A 24,842-nucleotide genomic window follows, 5' to 3' on the forward strand; every position below is an offset into this window, starting at 1 on the left:
CGATGGGGAGCGCGGTGGCCCGTGCCATGGCGAGCAAGCGGAGATCGAAGATCGTAGCGCTGCCTGCCGGCGAGGCTCGAGACGGAGGGGGCCCCTTGCGGAAAGAATGTCAAAGTCAAAGTGGGTTGGTATAAGACGATCTGGATCGCAAAACAGCGAAGGCTTTGGTCTCGGCTCCAGGGAAATCGCGAGCACGTCATCAGCCTTCGAGCACCAAGACCTCGCAAAGGCGAAGGGCTGAAGCGCAGTTGGCGGCAGCGAGTGTTGCACAACAGGTTTGACGCCAGCCTCTGGAAAATCTGTGGGGCAGGCGCCTGAAGGAAGGACGAGACCTGAAGGCCGAAATCCACGGCCGCGAATGCCGCGACTGGCCGCGCGACAGGGGACGCGACCTTGAGCGATGAAGGCAGAAGGCCCCCCAAAGCCAAAGACTGGAGATGGGTTGCAGACATGCAACCCTGCCCGCAGGGCGAAAGTGCGGGGTGAAAGGTCAAGGGCCGTTGCAGACGGTACCTTTACCCTTGACAGGCGGAGCCGCTAAAGGCCCCTGAAGACGCTCCCGCACTCTCTATAAAGATCAATTAAATGGACATTATACTATTTATGGTCTATTATAAGAGACATAAAGGATATCGCTATGCGTACCACACCGCCCATGCCCTTACCGGTAAAACGCACCCTTGCCAAGCTGGGTGGCGATATCAAGAGCGCGCGTCTGCGCCGCCGCATCCCGACGACTGTCATGGCCGAGCGGGCTTTCGTTACGCGCACGACGCTGGGCAAGGTCGAAAAAGGCGACCCGACAGTGGCTCTGGGCACCTACGCCACGGTGCTGTTTATCCTCGGCCTGTCCGGCCGACTGGCCGAACTGGCGGACGTTACCTATGACGAGGTCGGTCAACAGCTCCAGGACGAACAGTTGCCGAAACGCATCCGCAGTTCCAGGACAGACAAGGGATCTGCGTAATGGACCGCCGTATCTGCGTCTATGTTGATCTGGACGGAACCCCCAACTTCGTCGGCTATCTCTGGGCGCGCCGGAACAAGGGGCGCGAAAGCGCCTCCTTTGAATATGCCAAAGACTGGCTGAGCAACCCGCAACGCTTCGCGCTGGAGCCCGCCCTTGCGCTCGGCACAGGCGCGTTTCACACGAACGCCGGACACAAGATATTCGGGGCCATCGGAGATTCCGCACCGGATCGCTGGGGCCGCGTCCTGATCCAGAGGTCTGAACGGCAAAAGGCGCGCGACGACAACCGCCCGCCGCGCACCATTGCCGAACTCGACTACCTGCTGGGTGTCGGCGACATCGCCCGTCAGGGTGCGCTGCGCTTCTGCCTTGAACCCGGCTCCTCTTTCCTGAGCGAAGAGACCATCCAACAAATTCCGCCGCTGATCGAACTGCCGCGATTGCTGGACGCGGCTGAACGCTTCTCGGTGGACGAGGAAACGGCGGAAGATATCCGCCTGCTGCTGGCGCCCGGCTCATCGCTGGGTGGTGCCCGGCCCAAGGCCTCGGTGATCGACCGCGACGGCCAACTCGCCATCGCCAAGTTCCCGAAGAACGACGACGATATCCGCGTCTCGCTCTGGGAGGCGCTGGCCCTGAGCCTTGCCGCCAAGGCGGGCATACCCACACCCGAATGGCGGCTGGAGACCATCAACGACAAGGCGGTCCTGATCCTCAAGCGGTTCGACCGCCAAGACGGCACACGCCTGCCCTACCTGTCGTCGATGAGCATGTTGGGCGCTATCGACAATGAAACCCATAGCTACATGGAGATTGCCGACGCCTTACGGCAATATGGCAGCCATGCCGAACAGGATTGCGCGCAACTGTGGCGGCGCGTCGTCTTCAACATCCTGATCTCCAACACGGATGACCACCTGCGCAACCACGGCTTTGTCTTTGACAAGACGGGCTGGACGCTCTCACCGGCTTTCGACCTCAACCCGGTGCCCGTCGACATAAGCCCTCGCATCCTCAGCACCGCCATTGACGAAGCCGACACAACAGCCTCACTGGACATCGCCTTTGAGGTGTCCAAGCATTTCGGGCTTAAACCGGCGGCCGCGAAGGCCATTGCCAGGGACGTCGGCCAAGCCGTCGCCACCTGGCGTGACATCGCCTCGTCGTTAGGACTCACCGCACGAGAGACAGAGCGCATGTCGTCGGCTTTCGAGCATGAAGACGTTTCAAAAGCGCAAGGCTGAGCCACGGCTTGCGGCAATTGGTTGATAATGACTCCGACCCCTTTCTTTACGCACCCATGGCGCGACTCACCAAGCGAGAGGCTGATCAACAGCGCAAGCCCGATAAGGATCGCGGGCCGGAGCTGGAGCGTTAGAGCTACGCTTCTTATGTGTGAAGGAGGATATCATCACATTTAGAGTTGCGCCCGATAGGTTAGATATGCGCCGCAATTCAGCGGACGGATCAGAAATAGCTCGTCACTTGCACATAGCCAAAGACCGTATCGCCCTGACGGGAACCGTTCGGAGCTTTGCGGCCAACCTCACTATCAAGTAGGAGAGATAGGCCCACTTCGCCCAAGATATGCTTGGGTTTGAACCAGTATCTTGCGCGGGTGTCGATGGCATGGCCGATGAAAGAGCCGGAACGCCCCTGCGGATCGCGCACACCGGCGACCACCCAGCTATCGGTTTCGGAAGCGAGATAGGCCGCCTTATAGGCTACGCGCGCATCTGTACGGGCATTCGGGCGAACCTCAACCCTGAACCCAGGCGCGTTAATGTTTGCAGGAGTCAATGGTCCGTGGATGCCTGTATTGCCAAGGTCGGTGCGACGTGATCCGAAAAGTCGTTCATATTGATCGTACCGTCCGTCCGTAGGGTTCTTGTCTCCACTGGCATAGTCGTAGTCGATCGCCAGACGTGGCTGCCATTTCATGTCGAGCGTTCGACCGAAATAGGCATGTAACGTCGATGCTTCTACCTTCAGATTGCGTTGATCGGAGGCATTACTGGTCATTCGCCTTGTGCCGGAACGCCAAGCGCCTTCCACTTCCATGTCCCAATGGCCTGTTTTGGGTGCGCGATATATTCTGAAGCCTGGCGTTACGTAGTGACGGTTGGGCGTCTGATTGTTCTTGGCGTCATTTTCATCCAGGCCATAGACGAACAACTCCCCCGTCACGCCGGGCAACACCTTTTCGAGGATATTTGGACGGATGTAATGCAGGCCCCAAAGTTTGCGGTTCAGGGCTTCTTCGTCGCCAGACAGATTATTGTCGCTTAGCGCGTTACGGTCGGTGGGCAAGCGTGTGACCGGAACCACATAAAGGGCATGCCATTGCGCCCCGGCTGACGTGCGCGACTTAATGTGCAGGCCGGTGTAGTTAAAGATGACGTTGGCGAATTCAACCCTTTCGAGTTGGCGGCGGCTACCGATGTCGAGGGTCATACGGCCCATTTGAAAGGTCGTAGAGTCCTGACCCGGCAAACTCTTCACTTCAAATTCCGCATATGCCTGCAGAATGTCGACCGGATTGACCCAGCTTGTCGAATAGGCGGTTCCTGCGTCTCCAAGATAACTGCGGGAATCCTGCATCTCAGCCGCGAACGTCCAACGGCCACGTTTGACTTCGCCCTTAATGAGGGTGCGAAACGCCAAAAACTGGTCGCCGCCTTTGCCCCCGGCCCTGAACTGCCCCGACAAGGTTTCATAACGTCCTCGCGCCTCCCCGGACACCTTCACCCGCCAGCGGTCCTCTACCGACGTTTCGGCATAGGCAAAAACTGGTGACAGTAGGACACTCGCTATCCCAAATGCGAAGTATCGGGCGCTCGGCCTCGTCAATGGTTGGAACAGACGCATGAAACCCCCGAATGAGCCGAAAACCAGCCCTAAACGCTGGGCGAGCACGGTAGTGAGAAACAAGACACAATCGACCAGGCAACTAGCCGATGTCTGCCTTCAGATTGAGCGGATATTGACGCGATTTGAGAGCTTCTCAGCTGACTCTTTGCGTTCGGAATAACGATCAACGAGGTAATCAGCGCAATCGCGGGTCAGCAGCGTGAACTTCACCAGTTCCTCCATGACATCGACAATGCGATCGTAGTAACTAGATGGCTTCATGCGATCGTCGTCGTCGAATTCCTGGAAGGCCTTTGCCACAGACGACTGATTGGGAATAGTAATCAGGCGCATCCATCGGCCAAGGACGCGAAGTTGGTTGACCGCGTTGAAGGATTGAGAGCCGCCGGAGACTTGCATGACGGCCAAAGTCTTTCCTTGCGTCGGACGAACGGCCCCGAGCGTCAACGGTATCCAATCGATCTGTGCTTTCATGATGCCGCTCATCGCGCCGTGGCGCTCAGGCGAACACCACACCATCCCCTCGCACCAGGCGGCCAGACCGCGCAGTTCCTGCACCTTGGGATGCGTGACATCGGCATCATCTGGCAGTGGCAAACCGGACGGATTGAAAGTGCGTGTCTCGGCACCGAACGATTGCAGGATGCGGGCTGCTTCTTCAGAGACCAAACGGCTGAACGAGCGTTTACGCACAGAGCCATAGAGCAACAGGATGCGCGGCGCATTCGTCGCACGTGCCGGATTGAACAACTGCTCCCGGTCAATCTCCCGAAAACACTCCGCATCCATGTTCGGTAAATCTGTAAGCTTATCCAACGCGCAGCCCTTCAGTGTCGATCATCAACGCGCCATCTTCTTTGTAAAACGGCCCAGGCGGATAACGGTCGATGAGGTCAAGCACGGTTTCTGATGGGCGGCATAACTTCGTGCCCTTATCGGTCACGACAATAGGCCTGTTCACCAGCACAGGATGCTCAAGCATGGCATCCAGCAAGGTTTCATGGGACACGCTCGGATCGAGCAGGCCGAGTTCCTTCGCCGGGGATTTGGTTTCACGCAGGGCGGTGCGCGGCGTTAGGCCCGCCGCCGCAAATAGGCTGATGAGTTGGTCGCGTTGCCACCCGGTTAGCAAATATTCGATGATCTCTGGTTCGTACCCGGCGGCTTGCAGTACCGCGAGCACGTTGCGCGAAGTGCCGCATTCCGGATTGTGATAGATGGTAATGGTCATGCCTTCACGTCCTTCGTCGAGTGTAAAAACCAACCCGCCACGGCCAGCGCCAGCAGGCTGCCCGCAACTTGCGCGGCGATAAAAGCGGGTACGTCCGAAGGCCGGATGCCCGCAAATGTATCTGACAGGCTTCGCGCGATGGTCACGGCGGGATTGGCGAACGAGGTTGAGGCGGTGAACCAGTATGCTGCTGTGATATAGAGGCCGACCGCCACAGGCACGAAACTTTCACGAGCCTTCAACGTCGCAAGGATCGTGAACACAAGCCCGAAGGTTGCCACGCCTTCCGAAAGCCATTGCCCGCTCCCGCTGCGAATCTTCATGGAAGATTGCACTATCGCCTGATCAAACATCGCGTGCGCCAGCCATACACCGAGCACTGCGCAGATAATCTGCACAACGACATACAGCGCAGAATCCCGCACGCTGATATCGCGCTTAATGGCAAAGACCAGCGTTACAACCGGATTAAAGTGCGCTCCTGACACCGGGCCGAGCATGGTGATGAGAACCATCAGCATCGCACCCGTCGCCAGCGTGTTTCCGAGCAGTGCGACGGCGATGTTTCCGCCAGCGAGCGTTTCCGCCATGATGCCAGAGCCGACGACCGTCGCCAGTAAGAGCGCCGTGCCGATCCCTTCCGCGAATAATCTCCGGCTCAGTGACTGACTCATGCACCGTCCCCGCCGATATCGCGCAACTTGGCTTGCAGCGACATCTTATCAAGGCTGGCAAGCGATAAACTTATGAAAGCCGATATGCGGTTTCTTGAGACGCTGGCGGTGTCTGCAAAAGCGAGTGCAATTTCCGCATCCGACTCAATGACCGCCGCAGGATCGGGAATGCCCCAATGCGCTGTCATAGGTTGTCCAGGCCAGACCGGGCATACTTCGCTAGCTGCATTATCGCAGACCGTGAAAATGAAATCGAGTTTGGGCGCGTCGGCAGATGCAAACTCATCCCAACTTTTCGAACGCGCAAAATCTGTTGCGATGTTCATGCGTTCGAGGAGTGCAATAGCTTTGGGGTGAACCTCGCCCTTCGGCTGCGATCCCGCTGAGTAAGCTTTAAAGCGACCTGCGCCTAACTGATTCAAAATTCCTTCCGCCAGGATCGACCGGGCGGAGTTTCCGGTACACAGGAATAAGACGTTATGGGTTTTATCGGTCATCGGGTTTTGTCCTCAACAACAGACGATTTTGTCGAGAAGCGGTTGGCAAAGTTCCTTGCGACCACCGCAGCAGTCTTGCAGCAAGAAGGTCAGCAGGCCCGTCATTGCCTCGTAGTCAGCGAAATAGCGGATTGACCGTCCTTCGCGCTGGGTTTTCACAAGACCCGCATGCGCAAGGACGGACAGGTTCGCCGACATTGTGTTTTGTTTGACGCCAAGCTGTTCGCCGATCTCGCCAGCCGGTACGCCTTCGGGGCCCGCCTGAATCAATAGGCGCAGGACTTCAAGGCGGGTTTCCTGGCTTAAGGCGGCGAAAGCTGTGAGAGCATGATTTCTATCCATATATCATGGATTATAGATATATTTTGATGGTGTCAAACAGTCCAGAACTTACTTTCTGAGCAATCAAACTTGGTCTGCATTGGCGTCTTGTAAAAACCGATAAAATACAAAGATCAATTCCGATGAAAAACGGTCGTTTTTCGGTGATTGGTCGCGGGAATCCGCTACTGGCGCCGCCATCGAATAGTACCGACGGTACATCGAGATGTGAAAGCTCGCCTTGTTCACGACCGCGCGAAGGCCATCAGCGGGGCAAGGTCATGGGCGTCCGCCGTCTTGAGGGCTGCGATATAGGACCTACGGTTTTGCGCGGCCTCAACGAGGTTGGCCCTCCCCCAGGTGAAACGCGGCCGACCCAAAGCCACGGCCAGAAGGTCTGCGGCCATACGGGCGTGACGGCCATTGCCATTGGGAAACGGGTGAATGAAGACCAACCGGTGATGAAAGCGCACGGCGATTTCATCTTCGGAGAACCTCTTGTTGTCGATCCAGTAGATGACATCCTGGTGAAGCGTGCGTAGCTCAACCCTTATTCGGTAGGCCTCGATGCCGATATTGCGCTCGGTCGTGCGCGGCGAACCCGCTCACCTCCAGACGTTCCGGAACATGCGCTTGTGCAGCCCGAACAGGAAATCCTCGGTCAAGACGTTGCGCTTGCGCTGAAACGCCCAAAAGTCGGCCTCGGTAATGTTTTGCTGCTCGGCCTCGTTCAACTGCGCCCGTGTTGTGATGTAGGTCGGAATCAGTTGCGCCCGCTCGTCTGGGGACAGAGGCGTTGCGGCGTCGTCTTGGTCTTCAAACAGGGGATCGCTCATTGATCCTCCCATAGATGACTTCCGCCGCGCACCAGGATGGCGGATATCAGCCTTTCGCGTTCATCCTTCAAATCCTCGCCGCGTACCGCTTGATCTTCGAGCCCCATGGTGTGGTGGACGCGGGCAAGCTGCCGATCTGCCAAAGCGCCGGCACGTTCCCGGACGGTTTGTTCCAGCGGTTTATTTGGGACTAAAGCATAGACCAGCGTGCAGTCCATGGCCTCGGCGGCGGCACGCAAGGTGGACAAAGAAATCGTATCGGCCATTTCGCTACTTTCCAGACGCACCAAGGTCGAATGGGCCTTGCCCAGACGGGCGGACAATTGCTTGGTGGTCAGGCCCAGGGCATCGCGGATGGCGCGAACCCACCCCTTGGGCGGTCGCTGCCGTAACCCGTCAAGCCGCGCGGTCTGGAATATCCGATCCAGATGCTTGCGTGCCAAGGCTTCTCGATTGTTTTTGTCGAACATAATGCACCTAATGGAAGACAATTGTGCATGATAACGCACCAAATGTCAATTTTATGTGCACTAAAATCGACTATTTGACAAACTTTTCGTGCATCAAGATACACATTATGGGTCGACACTCGCTTCGCAAACACCGCATTTTGTCCATTATACTGGTCACAAACGCCGCTTACCCCTTCGGGGCGCCTCCGCTTCGCTGCGGCGTCGCGCGCCCGCATCTGTCGCGCCGAACGCAAGGGCGCTCTTTCGAGCCAAGTACGATATCCAAACCAAAAAGGCCCCCCTTCCGGGAGGCCTTTTTGGTTTGGATGGCGCACTCGGAGCGATTCGAACGCCCGACCCTCAGATTCGTAGTCTGATGCTCTATCCAGCTGAGCTACGAGTGCTTATCCATGTCCACAGAGCCTGCGCCCCGCGAAGAGGCGGCGACATTTAGTTGAGCTTACCACCAAAGGCAAGGTGAAAACGCGCATTTTTTCACATCAATCTGCGATTTTAATTGTTCCCCCAGGCAGCGCCGCGCTCTAATCAACCCATATAAGGTGTGCCCGCCTTTATACTGGTCGCGCAATCTACCCGAAAACGGGGCCGCCCGTGCGGTCGGACCAGTTTTCGGATTGCGCTTAAGGAGTACCGCTCGTGCCGCGATTTTTTATCAACACCCTGCAGGTCGTGGCGCTTGTCGCGGTCGCACTTAGCGCCCCGGCTTACGCCAAGCCGCAAAAGGTAGAGCCGATCATCGTTGCGGCTGAACCCGTCGCTGTCCAGGCCGGCATGGAGGTCCTGAAGCGTGGCGGGACGGCTGCGGACGCCGCCGTCGCCGTCCAGACCGTGCTGGGCCTGGTCGAACCGCAAAGCTCGGGCCTCGGCGGTGGCGCCTTCATGCTCTATTACGATGCGAAGACGGGCGAAATAACCGACTATAACGGCCGTGAAGTCGCCCCCGCCTCGACCACACCCGAGCGCTTCTTCGGCCCCGACGGCAAGCTCCTTCCCTGGCCTGCCGCCGTCACCTCCGGGCGCGTCACGGGCGTGCCCGGCGCCGTTTTCCTGCTGGACCAGGCGCACAGGGATCATGGCAAGCTGGACTGGAACAGCCTGTTCGGCGCCGGCGTCACACTGGCCGACGACGGCTTTACGGTGTCGAAACGGCTGGGACGCTATCTCCAGACCGGGAACTTTCCGCAAAAGTCGACCCCCGACGCCCTTGCCTATTTTGGTGACGGCAAGGGCGGTTACCGCAAAGCCGGCGATGTCATGACCAATCCGGCCTATGGCGGCACCCTGCGCGCCCTCGCCGCCCAGCGCAGCGATGCCTTCCGCTCGGGCCCGCTGGCTGAGGCCATCGTCGCCAGGACCAACACCGAACCCCTGCCCGGTGGCATGACGCTCAACGATCTGGCCGGTTACAAGGTCAAGACGACCACCCTTAAACCGTACCGGACGACGAGCGACTTCCGCGGCAAGCCTCTGTGCGTGCCCTATCGCATCTATATTGTCTGTAGCACCAATGTACCGTCCGGCGGGATTGCCGTGCTGCAGGGCCTGCGCATCGCCGAAGCCTTTCCGCTCCGGGAATGGGGCCTTCACGATCCGCGCGCCTGGCAGGTGCTGATCGAAGCCGAGCGGCTGATGTATGCCGACCGCGACCAGTATGAGGGCGATACCCCGCTGTTCGCCAGCCAGCAGACCGCCTATCTCAACAGCAACTACGCTCTGTCGCGCGCTGCCACGATCACGGTCGGCAAGGCCATGGCCGCGCCCTCTGCCGGCAAGTTGCTGGTGATGACGCCGCAACCCGGCGCGGACGCCACCCTGGAGCCGGCCGGAACCAGCCACTTCGTTATTCGCGACGCCTACGGCAATGTGCTGAGCATGACGACCACGGTCGAGAGCATCTTCGGCAACGGGCGGATGGCCGGCGGGTTTTTCCTCAACAACCAGCTGACCGATTTTTCGTTCAGCCCGACCACGGCCGATGGCTTGCCGGCGGCCAATGCCGCTGCCGCCGGCAAGCATCCGCGCTCGTCGATGGCACCGGTGATCGTCTTCGATGCCACGGGGACAAAGGTGGTGGCCGCCGTGGGGTCGCCCGGCGGCAATGCGATCCTGAGCTACAATCTGAAGACCCTGATCGGCGTGCTCGACTGGAACCTGACCATGCAGGACGCCATCAACCTGCCCAATGTCGTGGCGCGCGGTAAATCGATCCGCATCGAGAAGGAGCGCATGGAACCCAAGGTGTGGGACGAACTGGTCGCCATGGGCTATCAGATCACGGCGATGTCGGGCGAAGAGTCGGGGCTGAACGGCATCCTGCGCCGCAAGGACGGCAGTTTCGACGGCGGTTCCGATCCGCGCCGCAGCGGGATCGTGATGAAGGGGGGAAGTTAGTGGTAAGGAATATCGTCATCCTCACCGGTGCCGGAATATCGGCCGAGTCGGGTGTGCCGACCTTCCGCGCTTCAGACGGGTTGTGGTGCGGCCATCGCGTCGAAGAGGTCGCCACGCCGGAAGGCTTCGAGGCCAATCCGGCCCTGGTCCAGGACTTCTACAACCAGCGCCGCCGGCAGTTGGCGCTGGTGGAACCCAATGCCGCGCATCACGCCCTGGCGAAGTTGGCGGCGGAATGGCAGCATGGCGAGGTTTTGGTCGTCACCCAGAATGTCGACGATCTGCACGACCGCGCCCATGCTTTGACCGGGACGGCGGATCGCGTCCTGCATATGCATGGTGAGTTGCTGAAGGCACGGCAAATCGAAACCGGCCAGGTCAGCGACTGGACCGGCGATATGGCGCCCGACGGCGATGTTCGGCCGCACATCGTCTGGTTCGGTGAGATGCCTCTGGATATGGAACGCATCTATGAAGCCTTGGCCGAAAGCCACCTGTTCCTGTCGATCGGCACTTCGGGCAATGTCTATCCGGCGGCAGGCTTCGTCCAGGAAGCCCGCCGCAGCGGCGCCACAACGGTCGAACTGAACCTCGAGCCTTCGCTGGGCCATTCGCTGTTCAACGAGAAGATTTTAGGGCCGGCGACAGAGGTTGTGCCGGCCTATGTCGAGCGATTGCTGAATGGCGAAATCAAGATAATTTAGAGCGCGTTTCGACCCGGTAGAATCGGACCGGCGCTCTACATTTTTGTTTTTACACGCATTTTATACCAGCCAATGATAAGGCTAACACATCGGCCGGCACGAAGAGGACCCCTCCGTCTCGACGCGCTACGATCTTCGATCTCCGCTTGCTCGCCACCTCCCCATCAAAGGATGGGGAGGAGAAAAAATAGCATGGTCACTGACGTCTTCTCCTTCTCATTGATTGGAGGTGCCGATCAAGTGAGCCCGCAAGGCGAAACGGTGGAGGATAAGGAACTACCCCCTCAAGGGCATTCTGATCTCGAACGTCGTGCCGCCGGCGCCGGTCGCCGCCAGGCGGACGTCGCCGCCATGGATCTGCGCCAACTCACGCGCAATCGCCAGCCCCAGCCCCGACCCGCCCGGAGTCGCCGAAGATGTAAACGGCTGGAACAGCTTTTCGCGGATCTTTTCAGGAATACCGGGGCCGTTATCAGCCACCAGCAGCAGCACCTCATCGGCCGTCTTCAGGGCCGTCAGCGTGATCCGGCCCCTCGACTTGCGGTTAGGCTGCAGCTCGATGGCCTGGCGGGCATTGCGCATCAGATTGACCAGGAGGCGGTGAAGTTGCTCCGGGTCGGCCTCCAGGTGGAAGCCCTTGGATGCCTTCAGAATGAAACGCACCGTTTCCGGCGACGGCTGGGTCAGCGCCAGGCCGGCATCTTCGGCTGCCGCTTCGGAGACATCCTTCAGATTGACGATCTGGATCAGGGGCGCGTGCTCATCCGACTTACCATAGGTCAGCACATTGGTCGCCAGCGACAGCGCCCGGTCCAGTGCCCGTTCCAGCCGCGGCAGGGCCTTGGCCACGGTCGGGTCATCCGACACCGCCGACAGGCGGTCCGACGCCATCCGGGCCGAGGTCAGCATGTTGCGCAGGTCGTGATTGATTTTCGACACCGCCTGGCCGAGCGCCGCCAGCCGCGCCCGCGAGCGCAGCGAATTACGCACCTGCTCCTGCATCGAGGCCAGTTCGCGTTCGATCTGGCCGATTTCGTCGCGCCGCGCCGAAGGGGTTGCCGCCAGTTCCGGATCTTCCGGATTGGAGCGGAACTTTTGAATAACCTTCGTCAGCCGCCGGATCGGCCGCACGATGAACCCGGACAGGGCAGCGAAGACCAGAACGCCGGCGGCGAACGAGATGCCGAGACTGACGCGCAGCATATTGAGCAGGCTCGACTTCAGCACCTGTTTCAGCGGCTCGGCCTTGACCACAATCTGGATCATCTGGCCTGAGCGCACGGTCGGGGGCGCCTGAACGTGGATCAGCCGGTCCTCACTGCCCATCAGGGTCTTCCACGGCGCCCACAGGTAGCGCAGGTCATCGATGGGGTTGTCGCGCGGCCGGCGCAGTTGCATGACCTGGTTCGGCACCACGGTATTCGGGTCGAAAAGCCGGTAGTTGCGCGTCCCGTCCTCGATGGCGAGGTACAGGACATTGGCGCTGCTCAGCAATTGCGACGACATCTGTTTCGAAACGGTGTTCTCGACCGAGGTGTCGATAGCCTGGGAGGCAATCTCGGCACGGCGCATGGTGTCATCGAGCCAGCGCTCCTGCTCTGCGGCAAGCGACGGAATCACAAGGACCGCCTCGACGATCAGGATGAAGCCGAACGTCATGGCCAGCAACTGGCCCGACAAGCTGAAAGCGAAGCTGCGGGCGGCGTCCAGCCCGGTCAAACCGTACCTTAGCGACAGCGTCGCCAGAAGGTTCAGGGCTCGCGCCAGACGATCAGCATAGAAGCCCATGCGCTCTTGACGGGACACCGGTTGCGCGGGAGGCACCTTCTTGCCGCCGCGCCGCGACGGGCCGGGGTCGAACTTGCCGCTCTTGCCTTGATCGAACACGAAACCTCGTTGCTTGTGCGTGGTCTGTACGCTGATCCACGATTCAGTTGCCACATGACACTATAACTGAATTAGGGCGCAAAACGTGCAAATAAGATTGACAAGGCGGGAAGGCTGGATTATCCACCCGCCTCTTTGCAATTTCCGGCGTCCCTCAAGCGGGTGCCCCGAGTTCATCCGGAGTTACCCTCATGGGAACGAAACGTACTTACCAGCCGAGCCGCCTGGTCCGCAAGCGTCGCCACGGTTACCGTACGCGCATGTCAACCAAGAACGGCCAGAAGATCGTCGCCCGCCGCCGCGCCAAGGGCCGCAAGCGGCTGACCGCCTAGTCGCATCCGCGACTCCAGAGTCTTTTGAGAAGGGCCCTTAAGTTCGCTTGAGGGCCTTTTTTGCATCTCGCTACCCGCGCCTTATTTCACCTTCCCATGATCCCTCGTCTCAAGCATCGCGCCGACTTCCTTATGGCCGCCAAGGCACCCTACGCCGCCCGCACCGGCGTGGTGGTCCAGGCCCGGCCGCGCGGTGATGATAGCGACGACATCCAAGTCGGTTTCACCGCGACGAAAAAAATCGGAAATGCCGTCGTGCGAAACCGGGTCAAGCGCCGTTTGCGCGAAGCCGCCCAGGCCCTGCTGCCCGATTTCGGCCGGCCCGGCCACGACTATGTCTTCATCGCTCGAACCGGCACTTTCGACCGCCCCTGGCAGGCTTTACTTGACGATGTCAAAGCCGCCCTGATAAGGCTCGGCGCGACCAAACCGGCCCGCGCGGAGCCTTGAGTATCCGTCCCGCCATCAGGAAAAAGACGTTCTAATGAACAACAACGCGCCCGACACCAAGAACATGATCTATTTCCTGATTGCCAGCATGGTTCTGCTGTTCGGCTATCAGTTCTTCGTCACTGGTCCGCAACAGAAGAAGCTGCAGGAGCAACGCGCCGTCGCGGCTGCGCAGGCCTCGGTTTCGTCCAGCACAGCGGTGGCCGCCGGCCTGCCGGTCGCTGTCGTCGCCACCGGCCTGCCCAGGGAACAGGCGCTCAACGCCGCCCCGCGCATTGCGATCGACACCCCGTCCCTGCGCGGGAGCCTGAGACTGCAAGGCGCCCTGATCGACGACCTGTATCTGAAGAGGTACAAGGAAAGCACCAAAGCAGGTTCGCCCAATGTCGAACTGCTGCGCCCGGCTGGTTCCGAGCAGGCCTATTACGCCGAGTCGGGCTATCGCGGCGGGACCGGACTTCCCGATGCCAATACACTGTGGAACAGGGTCTCCGGCGACGTGCTGTCGCCCGGAAAGCCCGTGGTCCTGAACTATGACAACGGCGCAGGCCTGGTCTTTACACGCACGCTTTCCATCGACGACAACTACATGATCACAGTTGCCGATGCCGTCGCCAATACCAGCCCGGCCCCGGTCAGCTTCCAGCCCTATTCCTCCGTCGTCCGCAGCGAGATACCGGTGAACCTGGATCGCACGGGGGTGGTCCACGAGGGCGTCATTACGACGTTCCCGAACGAGATTCAGGACGGCAAGGTCGATCGCTACAAGACCCTGTCCTGGAAGTATAAGGACATGGCCAAGGCCTGGGAAAAGGCCGGGACCAAGAATCCGGCAAAGGAGTTTTTCAAGGGCGACGCTGATCAGAACGGTTGGGTCAAATCGGTTGGCGGGTGGTTCGGCATAACTGACAAGTATTGGATGACGGCCGTCATTCCCGCCCAGGACCAGGCCGTTGATTTCACGGCCATCGTCGATACCAAGGGCGCCAAGCCTCTGTTCCGCGTGGGTTATCTGGACAATGCGATTACCGTTGCGCCCGGCCAGACCTGGCAGACCCAGTCGCACATCTTTGCCGGCGCCAAGCTGAACTCGCAACTTCAGGCCTACGAAAAGGACCTGAAAATTCCGCGCTTTGGCTATGCCACCGACTGGGGCATGATGCAGTTCCTGACCTATCCGATGTACTGGCTGCTGGACAAGCTTTACGGTTTCCTGAAGAATTTCGGCTTCGCCATCCTGGCCTTGACGGTTGTCGTCAAGATCGTCTTCTACCCGCTGGCCCACAAGGCCTACGAGTCGATGACCAAGATGAAGCAGGTCCAGGACCGCCTGAAGCCGAAGCTTGACGCCATCAAGAAGCGCTTCCCGGACGACCCGCAGAAGCAGCAGGAAGCCACCATGGCCCTGTACCAGGAGGAGAAGGTCAATCCGATGGCTGGCCTTGGCGGGTGTCTGCCGATGCTGCTGCAGATTCCCGTTTTCTGGGCCCTGTACAAGGTGTTGATCCTGGCCATTGAAATGCGCCACGCGCCCTTCTTCGGCTGGATCAAGGACCTGTCGGCACCCGATCCGACCTCCTTTATCAACCTGTTCGGTCTCTTGCCGTTCAACCCCGCCGATGTGCCGCTGATCGGTGGCATCCTGGCCGGTCCGTTGCACCTGGGCGTGGTCGCCATCCTCTACGGCCTTTCGATGTGGCTGAGCCAGCAGATGACCCCGACCGCCAATGTCGATCCGATGCAAAAGAAGATGCTGGCCTTCATGCCGGTCATCCTGACCTTCTTTATGGCCCAGGTCGCTGTCGGCCTGATCATCTACTGGATCTGGTCGAACATCCTGACCATCTTCCAGCAGTGGACCATCATGCACCGCCTGAAGGTCGAGAACCCGATCGACACCGGCGTCGCCAAGGTCATGGCACTGATCGACAAGAAGAAGGCGGCGTGACCGCGTCCCCCTACGACGACGAAACCCTGGAGGCGGCGCGCGTTTTGTTTGCACGTTCCTCCACCTTCGTCATGGGCGCGGCCAAGGTCGAGCAACTGCCCGACACCAGCCAGCCGGAGGTCGCCTTTGCCGGCCGCTCCAATGTCGGCAAGTCATCGCTGATCAACGCCGTCGTCGGTATGAAGGCCCTGGCGCGGGCATCGAACGAGCCCGGCCGTACCCGCGAGGTCAACTTCTTCAACCTCAATGATCAGCTGCATCTGGTCGACCTGCCAGGCTATGGCTGGGCCAAGGCGTCCAAAGTGACCGTAAAGAAGTTTCAGAACCTGGGGCGCGATTACCTGCGCGGACGGCCGAACCTGAAGCGGGCCTATCTGCTGATCGACGCCCGCCATGGCCTGAAGGACGTCGACAAGGAGCCCATGGATGCGCTCGATCTGGCGGCCGTATCCTACCAGCTGGTCCTGACCAAGGCCGACAAGATCAAGCCGGGTGAACTGGCGCGGACCCTTGAAGCCACCCAGGCCGGGATCAAGAAGCGCCCGGCGGCCCATCCGGTCGTTCTGGCGACGTCATCCGAGACGGGGTTCGGCATTGCCGAACTGCGCGCCGAGATCATGCAGGTGTGCGAGGTCACGCCGTAAAGCACCGGATAGCTGGGTAGGCGCACGACGACGCCAAGGTCATCCGTCACCATGACAATCTATGACCCTCCACTTGCAGCCGTTCCTGCCCCAACGGGACCGGAACGGCTGCGTGCGGAATTTGACCAGATGGCGCTCTACCAGACCATCTGCGCCAGCACATCGGCCACGACAGCGCCTGACACCGTGATGACATTGCCGCCTCCCAGCGAAATCAGCACGTTCAGGCCCGACTGGGTGACGAGCCCGGCATTGGCGACACCGGCGGTATAGGCATTGACGTTGATGCTATCGTTCTGAACGGCGTTGAAGTCCGTGATGGTATCGCCTCCGCTGCCGGCTTCGAACAGGAAGATGTCCGCCCCCAGACCACCGGTCAGGATGTCGGCACCGCCCTTGCCGTTGATCGTATTGATCCCGTCATTACCGGTGAGGGTGTTGGCTAAGGAATTGCCAGTGGCATTCACATCAGCGGAACCTGTCAGGATGATGGTTTCGGCATAGCGGGCATTGAGCGAGTAGCTCACGGTCGAAAAGATCACATCCGCCCCCTGGCCAGACAGTTCAACGACGTTATCGCCGGTATTCTGGACGTAGTAGGAGTCGTTGCCCAGCCCACCGGTCAGGACGTTGTTGCCGGTATTGCCGGTCAGCACGTTATTGAGGGCGTTGCCGGTGGCGTTGATTGCGGCGGAACCGGTCAGGGTCAGGTTGTCGACATTGGCGGCCAGACCGTAGGTGATTGATGATTCCACCAGGTCCGTGCCGGCTGCCGCGTCCTCGGTGACCGTGTCGCCGGCATTGTCGACATAATAGCTGTCGTTACCGGTGCCGCCGATCAGGGCATCGGCGCCCAGGCCACCATCGAGTTGGTCATGGCCAGCACCACCATCCAGCGTGTTGACACCGTCATTGCCCGTCAGCGTGTTGGCCAGGCCGTTGCCGGTGGCGTTCAGCGCCACCGCGCCGGTCAGGGTCAGGATTTCCACCTGCCTGCCCGCCAGCGAATAGGTGACCGACGAGATGATGGCGTCGGTGCCAGCATCGCTGTCTTCAACGACATTGTCGCCGGTGTTCTGGATAAAATAGGTGTCATCGCCCAGACCACCGGTCAGGATGTTGTTGCCCGAATTGCCGGTCAGAACGTTGTTCGATGCATTGCCGGTGCCGTCGATCACCGCTGACCCGGTGAGGACCAGGTTTTCGAACGGGTCCGTCAAGGTCCAGGTCAGGGAGGACTGGACCGTGTCAATGCCGTCGCCCGGCGTTTCGCTGACCAGGTCGAGCGCATCATCGATGACAAAGGTGTCGTCACCGAGACCGCCGGACATCAGGTCGGCGCCAGTGCCGCCAATCAACGAGTCATTCCCGCCAAAACCGGACAAGGTGTCATTGCCGCTGCTACCGTTGAGGACGTTGTTGCTGTCATTGCCGGTAAGCACATTGTTGAAGCTGTTACCCGTGGCATTGATAGCTGACCCATTGAGAAGGGTCAGGTTTTCGACCTGTTTTCCATTCAGGCTATAGGTGATGGTTGAACGGACCTCATCCGTGCCCTGATTGCTGATCTCGGTGACCACATCACCGGCGTCGGTGACGACATAGGTATCATTGCCCAGTCCGCCCAGCAGGGTGTCGTTGCCGGCGCCGCCGATCAACTGATCGTTCCCGCCCAGCCCGGTCAAGGCATTGTTGCCACTGTTACCTTCCAGGATGTTATTCAGGTCATTGCCGGTGCCTGACGTGCCGCCGATACCGGTAAGGACAAGGTTTTCCAGATTGGCGCCCAGTGTGAAACTGATGTCGGCATAGACGAGGTCGTCACCTTCGGCAGCCAGCTCGGTGACCGTATCGCCGATGGCATCGACGACGTAGGCGTCGTTACCTGTTCCCCCCACCAGGCTGTCATTGCCAGTCCCGCCGTCCAGAACGTCTTCGCCGCCCAGACCAATGAGCGTATTGTTACCGGTTTGACCGGAGATAAAATTGTTCTGGCCATTGCCTGTCCCACTGAGATCGGCACTGCCTTGCAGGATAAGAATCTCGACATTGTCGCTCAGCGTGTAGCTGACCGTCGAAATGACCCGATCATTGCCGTCATCAAACTGTTCGGTGACACCATCACCAACCGACTCGACAACGTAGGAGTCATCGCCTTCACCACCGACCAGGGTATCATTGCCCGCGCCGCCATCGAGCGAGTCATTGCCCGCGCCCGTCGTGATCGCGTTGGCAACCGCCGTGCCGATAACCGTGTCATTGCCTTCGCCGGTTACGGCATTTTCAAAATTGACATAGCTTTCGCCGCCATAATTGGTCGCGCCCGTCACCAGGTTCACGCTGTACTCGGCAAAAACCGATGTCGTGTCTATCGTGTCGTTTCCGGTGCCGCCGTCGATAACCTCACTGGTCGCCGTCAGCCCCGCAAACACGTAGTCATTGCCGCCGCCGGCATTATAGATGCCCTGGCCCGATGAGGTGATGAGGTCATTGCCGTCACCGCCATCCACCGAGTCATTCCCATCCGAGGCCTGGCCGGCGACGATCGTATCATTGCCGCTACCGCCAATCAGGGTGTCGTCGCCGGCGCCACCAGTGATCGAGTCGCTGTTGGAGCCACCGTCCAGCCTATTGTTGCCGGCGTTACCCCGCAGAGTGTTGGCCAGGCCGTTACCCGTTGCGTTGATGTTGCCCGCGCCGTCGATCAGGGTCAGGTTTTCCACCTGCTTGCCACTGAGGCTGTAGGTCACAGAGGAGACGATCAGGTCGATGCCGGCATTGCTGGCCTCGACGACGTTGTCGGCTGCGTTCTGGATGATGTAGGTATCGTCGCCAGTGCCGCCGGTCAGCACATTGTTGCCGGAATTTCCGACCAGAACATTGTTGCCGGCATGGCCCGTACCATTGATATTGGCCGAACCCGTCAGGGTCAGGTTTTCGACATAGGCACCGAGCGTGTAGGTAATCGAGGATTCGACCAGATCAATACCGGTCATAAACTCGTTTTCATTCACGACGTCGCCCGCCGCATCAACGACATAGGTGTCGTTGCCGTCAAAGCCGATCAGGCTGTCGTTACCTGTTCCGCCATCCAGCCGATCGTTGCCATTTTGCCCATCCAGAGTGTCGAGGCCCGCGCCGCCGGAAAGGACGTTATTGCCCTCGTTACCGCGTATCTGATTGGCCAGGCCGTTGCCGGAGCCGTTCAGATTGTCATTTCCTGCCAGGAACAGGTTCTCTACCTGCTTTCCGGCCAGAGAGTAGTCGAGGGTCGCCAGGACCAGATCCGTCCCGGCGCCGGCCGCTTCGTTGATAACGTCGCCCGCGTCCAGGATCCAGTAGGTATCGTTGCCGAGGCCGCCGGCCATGGTATCGGCGCCGCCCTGCCCATTGAGCAGGTTGCCGTTGTTGTCGCCGGTCAGGCTGTCATTGAAGAAAGACCCGGCCAGATCGCGGAAATTGACCAGGGTATCGGTACCGGCGCCGATTGTGTTTTGCGCTGTGCCCTGCAGGGCCAGGGAGACCGTGACGGCCCCCGACGCCGTGAAATAGTTGGCCGTATTGTTGCCGGTGCCGCCATCCAGGCTGTCATCTCCGGCGCCCCCGGTCAGATAATCGTCGCCCGCTACTCCCATCAGAGTGTCATCGCCGGCTCCGCCATCCATGGCATCGACCCCGTCAGCCGGATTCGGCACCCCCGGCGGAAGCGCGTTGCCTTCCAAAGAAACGTGCAGCGTATAGCCGTCTCCGACGTCCAGAGCCGCAGATGTCGTATTGGTGACGTACTTGCCGACGCGGATGAAATAGGTTCCTGCCGTTACGAAGGTATAGCTCAGGAAGGAATCCCCACTGCTGGTGCTGCCACCACCGCCTTCGGACGTATCAGAATCGTCGTCAAAGGCCAGGCGCGTGCCGCCCGCGTCGAACAATTCGACGAACGAATCCAGGCTGATTGAAGCGTCGATGTCGAACCTGCCGATGACGCCGGCGGCATCGACGACAAAACTGTATACGTCATAAAAGCCGTCACCGGTGCCCGTTACCGTCGTGTGCGGGACCGTTGTCGAATTGACGATATTGGCATCACTGTTGACACCGAATAACGAAGCCGGCAAGTTTACCGCGTTGGCGATGGTGTCATGCTGCGGCAGGCCAGTTTCATTCAGGGTTTGCGCGACGGGCAGGATATCTGCAGCGCCATAGATGAAATCACTGCCACCAAGCCCGTTCAGCACATCATAGCTTCCGGTGCCGCCAATAATGATATTGGCGAGGTCATTGCCATTGCCGGTCGCATCAGACGTTGTCAGCAGTGTCAGGTTTTCGACAGTTTCACCCAGGCTGTAGCTGCTGATCGCCATGATCAGGTCAGTGCCTGCATCAGCCGCTTCGACAACGACGTCGCTACTGTCGACAACGTAGGTGTCGTTACCCAAACCACCGGTCAGGGTGTTGATTGCGGCGTTACCGATGAGCTTGTCATTGCCAGAGCCGGTAATGGCGTTCTCGATCAGAGACCGCGCATCGCCCTGGTATTGCAGGGCGTTACCGATATTACCCGGCTGGGCTGTAAATCCGGCGACAAGCGGCCGCGAGTCGGCCCGTTGTGCCAGGCTGAAGGTCGAGAATTCACCCGGCAGCAGGTTGACCGTCTGGTTATTGGTGAAGTTCGAGAAATCGTAGGTGTCGGTGCCGTTGCCGTCCCAGATGGTACGGAAGATCTTGCCGACGCCGGCGACGGCATCGAACTCCGGCACGCCCTGGCCGACGCCATTGATGAACATTTCGCCGGTCGTGGCATTGAAGGTATAGACCGTATCCGTGGCATTGCTGGTGAAATTGGCGCCGTACATGAATTGCAGGGCGGCGATATCGGCCTGCATATAGGTTTGCGGCTGGTTGAACTGCTCACCCTGGAAGCCGACGGCGAACTCGGGCGCCGAACGGTAGGTCATAACAGACCAGGCCCAGCCATCCTTTTCGGCCGGGAGGGCTGCAGTGCCGAAGTGCTGTCCGGGACCGTCGAGATAGCCGCCAACTGTCAGGTCGAAGAAGGTATAATCGGAGTGGCCGTGCTTCAGGCCCATGGTATGGCCGATTTCGTGAATCATGGTCGACATGCCCCAGTTGCCGATCCGGGGCGTCAGGTAGAAGGGCTGGCCCGTCTGGCCGAACCAGATGTCGCCGTCAGAGGCGTCCGAACCTGGGAAGTTGCCCTCGGCCGAGCCAGCGCCGTCCGCCGTCGTTTGCGACATGCGGATAATGCCGTGGGTTTCGGCACTTTCCGTCACCTGGGTAAAGGTCAGGTTGGTGTAGCTGCTGATCAGGCTGAGGCCATACAGCGCCGCAGACTGTTGTGCGGCGTTGAAGGGCACTTGCTCTGCGATGTAGGCCGGGTCGTAATAGGGCGTGTTGTAGAATTCGCCGGTCGCCGGGAAGCTGAAAGTAATATTGGTCACCGTCCAGCGCGAACCGAAGATGGCGCCGTCGATCAGCTGGTTGCCGGTATATTCGTAACGGGCGTCCACCCCGTCATAGGTATAGGTCAAGACTTCGGAGATGCCGGGCTGGGACGCATCGCGGATGCCACCCGAAGTGCCCTGCGCAGCACCGACACCACCCAGACCGCCACCACCGCAGCAGAGGCATCCCGTCAGAGCGTCACCGGAAAAGTCGGACGAAGCTTTGGAGTCGACAGCGCCGGCAAAGGGGCGAGACAGGAAGGTCGGCGAAGGGGAGGAGTCGGTATCGGCGGCTCCGTTCAGAAACAAGGTGGGCGCTGCACCGGATTGCGGCGACAGATCGCGCGCGGTTGCGATCATCAGGGGCGACGATCCCGGGGCATCAGGCTCGAAGTGCAGCACGGCGGCCGAAGCTTCGGCATCGTCGTGCCAGATCGAAGTCTTGCTATACTTGAAAAACTTACCCGCCATGACATACCCTCGAAAATAGTAAAACCGCTTCAGAAGCGACGGCAAAGAAAAGAAACTGGCACAGTTTTCGATCAAGGGCAACGAACGCGAAAACTGTAATTCAAAAGCCGTGTAATATATTGTTATAAATCGCTATTTTCACTCAAGAGCGTTCGCCGGACCGATATGTTTCGTTCTTACGGCAGAAAAAAATGCCGTTCTGTCAAAGGAAAATTCTACCACATCATTTGGGTCAGGACGTCGGCCACCATGGCTCCGATCACCGTGACTGCATTACCACCACCCAGGGTAATCACGACATTGCCCCCCGACTGGCTGACCAGACCGGCATTGGCCACACCGCCTGTGTAGGCGTGAATGTTGATGCTGTCGTTCTGAAGTGCATTGAAATCACTAACCGTGTCCGTGCCGCTGGCTGTCCCGAACAGGAAGACGTCTGCGCCGAGGCCGCCGGTCAGGAGATCGTTGCCAGCCCGGCCGTCCAGAGTGTTGGCCCCGCTATTGCCGGTCAAGGTGTTGGCCAGACTATTGCCGGTGGCGTTCAGGTCGGCGGCGCCGGTCAGGATCAGAGCCTCCACCGCCCGTCCGAAGAGCGAATAGGTCACCGTCGCATAGATAAGGTCCGTCCCCTGCAGGTGCTGCTCGACGACCGTGTCGGTGGCGTTCTGGACGTAGTAGGTGTCATCGCCCAAACCGCCGGTCAGGGTGTTGATGCCGCCATTGCCCGTCAGGACGTTGTTTAGCGCATTGCCCGTGGCGTTGACATGGTTGATGCCGATCAGGGTCAGGTTTTCGACATTGTTGCCCAGCGTCCAGCTAATGCTCGACAGCACGGTATCCATGCCCTCATTGGCGTTCTCGACCGTGCTGTCGCCGGAATTCTGGACGGTATAGGTGTCGTTGCCGCCGCCACCGATCAGGATATTGTCGCCGGCATTGCCGGTCAGGCTGTTGGCCAGGCTGTTGCCGGTAGCCGTCAGCGCTTCCGTCCCCTGCAGGATCAGGGTCTCGATCGCCCGGGCGAACAGCGAGTAGCTGACGCTGGAAAAAATCGTGTCAGTCCCTTGCAGGTGCTGCTCGATAATCGTGTCAGTCGCATTCTGAATGTAGTAGGTATCGTCGCCGAACCCGCCGGTCAGGGTGTTGATGCCGGTATTGCCGATCAACACATTGTTCAGCGCATTGCCCGTTGCCGTGACATGGTTGATACCGATCAGGGTCAGGTTCTCGATATTGGCCGAAAGCGTAAAGTTGGAGATGGCAAAGACCGTGTCGGTGCCTTCGCCGCCGCTTTCGACCACGACATCGCTGCTGGTGTGGACCTTGTAGCTGTCATCGCCCAGCCCGCCGGTCAGCACATTGACCGCCGTGTTGCCGGAAAGATAATTGTTAAGCGCGTTGCCGAAGCCGTCAACCGCCTCCGATCCCGTCAGAGTCAGGTTCTCCAGGTTTTCCGCCAGGGTCCAGGTCCGGCCGGACTGGACCGTATCCTTACCCGCGCCGGCCGCTTCAACGACCAGGTCGCCGTCTGTGACGACATAGGTGTCATCACCCAGGCCGCCGGACAAGGTATTGATCGCACTGTTGCCGAACAGGAGGTTGCCCATATCGTTGCCAAAGCCGTCGACCGCAGCCACACCGGTCAGGAACAGGTTTTCGACATTGGCCGCCAGGGTCCAGGTCGCGCTGGACTGGACGATATCGATCCCGCTGTCAGCACCTTCCACAACCACATCACCCGTGACATCGACGATATAGGTATCGTTGCCCAGCCCGCCCGAAAGCGTGTCAACACCCGCACCGCCGTCCAGCCGGTTGTTACCGATCGTCCCGGTAAGGGTATTGCCAGCGACATTGCCCGTCGCGTTCAAATTACCTGCGCCTGTAAGCGTCAACACTTCCGTTCCGGTATCGAACAACTTGTAGCTGACCGAGGCGATAACCGTGTCGATGCCAGCGTCGGTTTCGACTTCCTGGGTCAGGTCCTGGACATGGTCGACCGCGAAGGTGTCGTCGCCCACACCGCCGGCATAGGTGTCCGCGCCCAGGCCGCCATCGAGCAGATTGGCGCCGGCATTACCGGTCAGGATGTTGGCCAGGCCGTTACCCGTCGCGTTGAGGTTGGCCTCGCCGGTCAGGGTCAGGCTCTCGACCGCGCGTCCGGCCAGTGAATAGCTGATCGCTGAGACAATAAGGTCCATGCCTGCGAGGTGGTTTTCGACGACATTGTCGGCGGGGTTGTCGACGTAATAGGTGTCGTTGCCCAGGCCGCCCACCAGGGTATCAGCCCCCAGGATCCCGTCCAGCCGATCGTTGCCGCCAAGCCCGGTCAAACGGTTATTGCCCGTATTGCCCGTCAGACGATTGTCATGGCCATTACCCGTGCCGTTAAGGTCACCCGTTCCTGTCAGCAGAAGGTTTTCCAGGTCTTCGGCCAGGATGTAAGTGAACGAAGCCTGGACCTCGTCAGCACCGCCGTTGGTCAGTTCGGTCAGGACGTCGCCAGCGCTGTCAACGACGAAGCTGTCATTACCCAGTCCACCCACCAGCGTGTCGTCGCCGAGACCGCCATCGAGAAGATCGGCCCCGTCTTCGCCGGTCAGCGTGTCGTTGCCGCCAAGCCCGGTCAAGCGGTTGTTGCCCATGCTGCCCGTGAGACGATTGTCAGAGGTATTACCGG

The 24,842-nt window shown here is 59.6% G+C and carries 19 protein-coding genes, 1 tRNA gene and 1 pseudogene; 8 read left to right on the plus strand and 13 right to left on the minus strand.

What is annotated here, in order from left to right; all coding sequences use genetic code 11:
- The first annotated feature begins 637 nt into the window (after nucleotides 1-637).
- On the plus strand, nucleotides 638-967 hold the full coding sequence (locus ABAC402_RS38405; protein WP_023451262.1) for a hypothetical protein: 330 nt from the start codon (nucleotides 638-640) through the stop codon (nucleotides 965-967).
- Nucleotides 967-2,214, plus strand: a complete 1,248-nt coding sequence (locus ABAC402_RS38410) for a type II toxin-antitoxin system HipA family toxin (protein WP_023451263.1) — start codon at nucleotides 967-969, stop codon at nucleotides 2,212-2,214. Before ABAC402_RS38405 ends, ABAC402_RS38410 begins: the two co-directional genes overlap by 1 nt.
- A gap of 223 nt (nucleotides 2,215-2,437) precedes the next feature.
- Here the strand turns inward: ABAC402_RS38410 and ABAC402_RS38415 are convergent, their stop codons facing one another.
- From ABAC402_RS38415 to ABAC402_RS38455, 10 genes and pseudogenes are all read right to left on the minus strand, one after another.
- Complete coding sequence (locus ABAC402_RS38415) at nucleotides 2,438-3,838, minus strand: alginate export family protein (RefSeq protein WP_082180089.1); 1,401 nt, start codon at nucleotides 3,836-3,838, stop codon at nucleotides 2,438-2,440.
- Between the two features lie 99 nt (nucleotides 3,839-3,937).
- Nucleotides 3,938-4,630, minus strand: coding sequence for an arsenical resistance protein ArsH (arsH, locus tag ABAC402_RS38420; protein WP_023451265.1), 693 nt, complete (start codon nucleotides 4,628-4,630; stop codon nucleotides 3,938-3,940).
- A gap of 19 nt (nucleotides 4,631-4,649) precedes the next feature.
- Nucleotides 4,650-5,072, minus strand: coding sequence for an arsenate reductase (glutaredoxin) (arsC, locus tag ABAC402_RS38425; protein WP_023451266.1), 423 nt, complete (start codon nucleotides 5,070-5,072; stop codon nucleotides 4,650-4,652).
- A complete protein-coding gene (locus ABAC402_RS38430) occupies nucleotides 5,069-5,746 on the minus strand; it encodes an MIP/aquaporin family protein (RefSeq protein ID WP_023451267.1) in 678 nt (225 codons plus the stop codon). Before ABAC402_RS38430 ends, arsC begins: the two co-directional genes overlap by 4 nt.
- A complete protein-coding gene (locus tag ABAC402_RS38435) occupies nucleotides 5,743-6,243 on the minus strand; it encodes an arsenate reductase ArsC (RefSeq protein ID WP_023451268.1) in 501 nt (166 codons plus the stop codon). The genes ABAC402_RS38430 and ABAC402_RS38435 overlap by 4 nt, the downstream gene beginning before the upstream one ends.
- Before the next feature lie 12 nt (nucleotides 6,244-6,255).
- Nucleotides 6,256-6,585, minus strand: a complete 330-nt coding sequence (locus tag ABAC402_RS38440) for a helix-turn-helix transcriptional regulator (protein ID WP_023451269.1) — start codon at nucleotides 6,583-6,585, stop codon at nucleotides 6,256-6,258.
- Between the two features lie 224 nt (nucleotides 6,586-6,809).
- Nucleotides 6,810-7,157: pseudogene (locus tag ABAC402_RS41030) on the minus strand (mobile mystery protein B); the annotation flags it as partial.
- 12 nt (nucleotides 7,158-7,169) lie between these two features.
- On the minus strand, nucleotides 7,170-7,400 hold the full coding sequence (locus tag ABAC402_RS41035; protein ID WP_023451271.1) for a hypothetical protein: 231 nt from the start codon (nucleotides 7,398-7,400) through the stop codon (nucleotides 7,170-7,172).
- A complete protein-coding gene (locus tag ABAC402_RS38450) occupies nucleotides 7,397-7,870 on the minus strand; it encodes a mobile mystery protein A (protein ID WP_023451272.1) in 474 nt (157 codons plus the stop codon). The genes ABAC402_RS41035 and ABAC402_RS38450 overlap by 4 nt, the downstream gene beginning before the upstream one ends.
- A 309-nt stretch (nucleotides 7,871-8,179) precedes the next feature.
- A tRNA-Arg gene (locus tag ABAC402_RS38455) sits at nucleotides 8,180-8,256 on the minus strand.
- A 253-nt stretch (nucleotides 8,257-8,509) separates the two neighbouring features.
- Between ABAC402_RS38455 and ABAC402_RS38460 the strand changes: the two genes are divergently transcribed.
- A complete protein-coding gene (locus tag ABAC402_RS38460; RefSeq protein ID WP_023451273.1) occupies nucleotides 8,510-10,264 on the plus strand; it encodes a gamma-glutamyltransferase family protein in 1,755 nt (584 codons plus the stop codon).
- Nucleotides 10,264-10,968: an NAD-dependent deacylase gene (locus tag ABAC402_RS38465; protein WP_023451274.1), complete on the plus strand. Its 705-nt coding sequence runs from the start codon at nucleotides 10,264-10,266 to the stop codon at nucleotides 10,966-10,968. Before ABAC402_RS38460 ends, ABAC402_RS38465 begins: the two co-directional genes overlap by 1 nt.
- A gap of 276 nt (nucleotides 10,969-11,244) precedes the next feature.
- Here the strand turns inward: ABAC402_RS38465 and ABAC402_RS38470 are convergent, their stop codons facing one another.
- Nucleotides 11,245-12,855 carry a sensor histidine kinase gene (locus tag ABAC402_RS38470; RefSeq protein WP_023451275.1) on the minus strand — a complete coding sequence of 537 codons (1,611 nt, stop codon included), beginning with the start codon at nucleotides 12,853-12,855 and terminating at the stop codon, nucleotides 11,245-11,247.
- A gap of 191 nt (nucleotides 12,856-13,046) precedes the next feature.
- Here ABAC402_RS38470 and rpmH point away from each other — a divergent pair, with 191 nt between their 5' ends.
- From rpmH to yihA, 4 genes are all read left to right on the plus strand, one after another.
- Nucleotides 13,047-13,187 (plus strand): 50S ribosomal protein L34, encoded by a 141-nt coding sequence (rpmH, locus tag ABAC402_RS38475; RefSeq protein WP_023451276.1) that lies wholly within the window; start codon nucleotides 13,047-13,049, stop codon nucleotides 13,185-13,187.
- Between the two features lie 96 nt (nucleotides 13,188-13,283).
- Entirely contained in the window at nucleotides 13,284-13,637 is a 354-nt protein-coding gene (rnpA, locus tag ABAC402_RS38480; protein WP_040410149.1) for a ribonuclease P protein component, read from the plus strand.
- A gap of 34 nt (nucleotides 13,638-13,671) precedes the next feature.
- On the plus strand, nucleotides 13,672-15,585 hold the full coding sequence (gene yidC / locus ABAC402_RS38485) for a membrane protein insertase YidC (RefSeq protein ID WP_023451278.1): 1,914 nt from the start codon (nucleotides 13,672-13,674) through the stop codon (nucleotides 15,583-15,585).
- Nucleotides 15,582-16,229: a ribosome biogenesis GTP-binding protein YihA/YsxC gene (yihA, locus tag ABAC402_RS38490; RefSeq protein WP_023451279.1), complete on the plus strand. Its 648-nt coding sequence runs from the start codon at nucleotides 15,582-15,584 to the stop codon at nucleotides 16,227-16,229. Before yidC ends, yihA begins: the two co-directional genes overlap by 4 nt.
- A gap of 137 nt (nucleotides 16,230-16,366) precedes the next feature.
- On the opposite strand, the gene ABAC402_RS41040 is transcribed toward yihA, so the two are convergent.
- Complete coding sequence (locus tag ABAC402_RS41040; RefSeq protein ID WP_031236109.1) at nucleotides 16,367-22,162, minus strand: M10 family metallopeptidase C-terminal domain-containing protein; 5,796 nt, start codon at nucleotides 22,160-22,162, stop codon at nucleotides 16,367-16,369.
- A 215-nt stretch (nucleotides 22,163-22,377) separates the two neighbouring features.
- Nucleotides 22,378-24,842: calcium-binding protein (locus tag ABAC402_RS38500; RefSeq protein WP_162148551.1), on the minus strand; the 2,465-nt coding region annotated here is incomplete at its 5' end.

The organism is Asticcacaulis sp. AC402, assembly GCF_000495835.1.
Classification (GTDB): domain Bacteria; phylum Pseudomonadota; class Alphaproteobacteria; order Caulobacterales; family Caulobacteraceae; genus Asticcacaulis.